The organism is uncultured Campylobacter sp. (genome assembly GCF_938045405.1).
GTDB lineage: Bacteria > Campylobacterota > Campylobacteria > Campylobacterales > Campylobacteraceae > Campylobacter_B.
On sequence record NZ_CALIMW010000185.1, the window covers coordinates 1 to 1845 of the forward strand.

At 45.7% G+C, this 1845-nt stretch carries 3 protein-coding genes; 1 reads left to right on the forward strand and 2 read right to left on the reverse strand.

Annotated features, from left to right (window positions below):
• On the forward strand, positions 1–365 hold a 365-nt coding region (locus Q0140_RS07040; RefSeq protein WP_297963271.1), incomplete at its 5' end, for an ASCH domain-containing protein.
• 270 nt (positions 366–635) lie between these two features.
• Here Q0140_RS07040 and Q0140_RS07045 read toward each other — a convergent pair.
• Positions 636–1085, reverse strand: a complete 450-nt coding sequence (locus tag Q0140_RS07045; RefSeq protein ID WP_297963274.1) for a hypothetical protein — start codon at positions 1083–1085, stop codon at positions 636–638.
• 174 nt (positions 1086–1259) lie between these two features.
• Positions 1260–1845, reverse strand: a 586-nt coding sequence (locus Q0140_RS07050) for a dual specificity protein phosphatase family protein (RefSeq protein WP_297963277.1), incomplete at its 5' end; no start/stop codon positions are given.

Genomic DNA, 1845 nt, shown 5'->3' on the forward strand with positions numbered 1-1845 from the left:
CCGCATTATTATCGATTAAACCCGAATTCGCAGAAGCTATCTTCAACGGAACAAAAAGATTTGAATTCAGAAAAGTAAATTTCAAAAAGAGAGTCAATAAGATCAAAGTTTATGCCACGAAACCAATAGGAAAGATTATTGGAGAATTTATAATCGATGATATTTTAGAGGATACTCCGGAAAAATTATGGGATAAAACGCAAACGTATGCAGGCATAGATAAAAATAGGTACTTAAGGTATTTTACCGGCAGAGATGTAGGGTTTGCTATTAAAATCAAATCGACAAAAAGATACCAAAGGCCTATCTGTCCTTACTCGGAGTATCCGAATTTCGTTGCACCGCAATCGTTTATGTATATTTAGAAAACGAAGAAATTAAACCCTCAATCTATGCGATCTATACCATATTAATGATGTTTTTAAAAGCTATTTAAAGGTGTATATTGCATTTAGAATGATAGTGTTTTCGATCCCGCTCTCATTTTAGCGGCAACAAATTTTCTCATTTTTCACTTAAGGGTAAAAAATGAGAAATTTTTTTACGAAAAAAGTGAGAAGTGTTAAATTTTGCGCACCAAACCGATGAGGCCGTCTAAATCGGCATTCCGTAACCGTCTAAGCGGGCAAGCAAATTTAGCTCAGATAGTAACACGCAAAAGCCACAACGGCGACGATAAAAGTAAGCGCAGCCGTTAGTTTATATAGCCGCAAAGCTCCCGCGCAGCGACTTTTCATATCGCGGATTTTAGGCGGTTTGCTAGTTAAATTTAGTTCTAAAAGCGCCGCGTCAAATTTGCCGCATTCTAGCCTCCCCTCCGCAAAATCTCTAAAAATCAGCGCATCAAAATGCAGCCTAACGTGCAGATAAAATAGCCCCGCAAAGGCCGTCAAAAAGCCCGCAATCACGGCAAAATTCGTAAAAATCGTAAGGCAGACGGCTAGCTGAAGCAAATTTAACAAGAAAAACAGCCTATGCGTCGCTAAAAACCTAGCCGTAACCAGCGCCAAGGCTCTGTCGTCCGTCCTTTGGCGGCATTCCCGCTCCCCGCCTTGCGCCGCTTTTTCTCGCTCCGCATTCGTCATTTTCCCTCCTTATTTTGGGCGTTTGGTTAAATTTCCGTTTATTTTCGCCGAGAAATTTACAATGCTGCTTGTTTCTAGCCTTCAGATTTTTAAATTTAATCCCTCAAACCGGACTTGATCACATTTGGCCTGCGCCTATTTCGCGCTTAAATTTGCCGCTTCTTTACTTCGCTTTCAAATTTCGCGGGTGCCGTCTGCTAGCTGCATTATCCGCTCGCGAAGTGAGCTAGAGACGGCGATCTTTTCGCGGCGCGATTTTAGCAAATTTAGCGCGTCGTCAAATCCTAGTCCCACGTAAATCACAAGCCAAGCGAGCAGCACCGACGCGCTCCTGCCGTAGCCCAGCGCGCAACACACTAGCACCCTTTTGCTGTTTTGCTCGGCGGCTCGTTCGTTTGAGCCCGCGGGAGTTTGTCTCGCCTCGGTGATCTCTAGCTTGTTCGCCGCGCCGGGCGTTTGTAAATTTACCCGCGAGCCCGCTTGCTCGTCAAATTTCAAATCTCGCCCGTGTGCGCAGCCGTTTGCTTCGGCGATAAAATTTGACCCTATTTCCACCGCCCTTTGCGGTAAATTTTCGCCTCCGCCAAGAGTCGTTTTTACTAGCCGCTCAAGCTCGTCCGCGCCGTGCCTCAGCTCGTCCGCGCTCGGCGTTATCATATCTAGCATAGATAGGCTCGCGTAAATTCGTGCGCCGCCTGGCCGCTCAAACTCAGCCGCGAGATCTACCACCGCGTCAAATTTGCCCGCCTGCTTAACCGAG

Coding starts and splice junctions, on each gene's coding strand:
- Q0140_RS07045 (WP_297963274.1), bottom strand. CDS start 1,085: ATGACGAATGCGGAGCGAGAAAAAGCGGCGCAAGGCGGGGAGCGGGAA.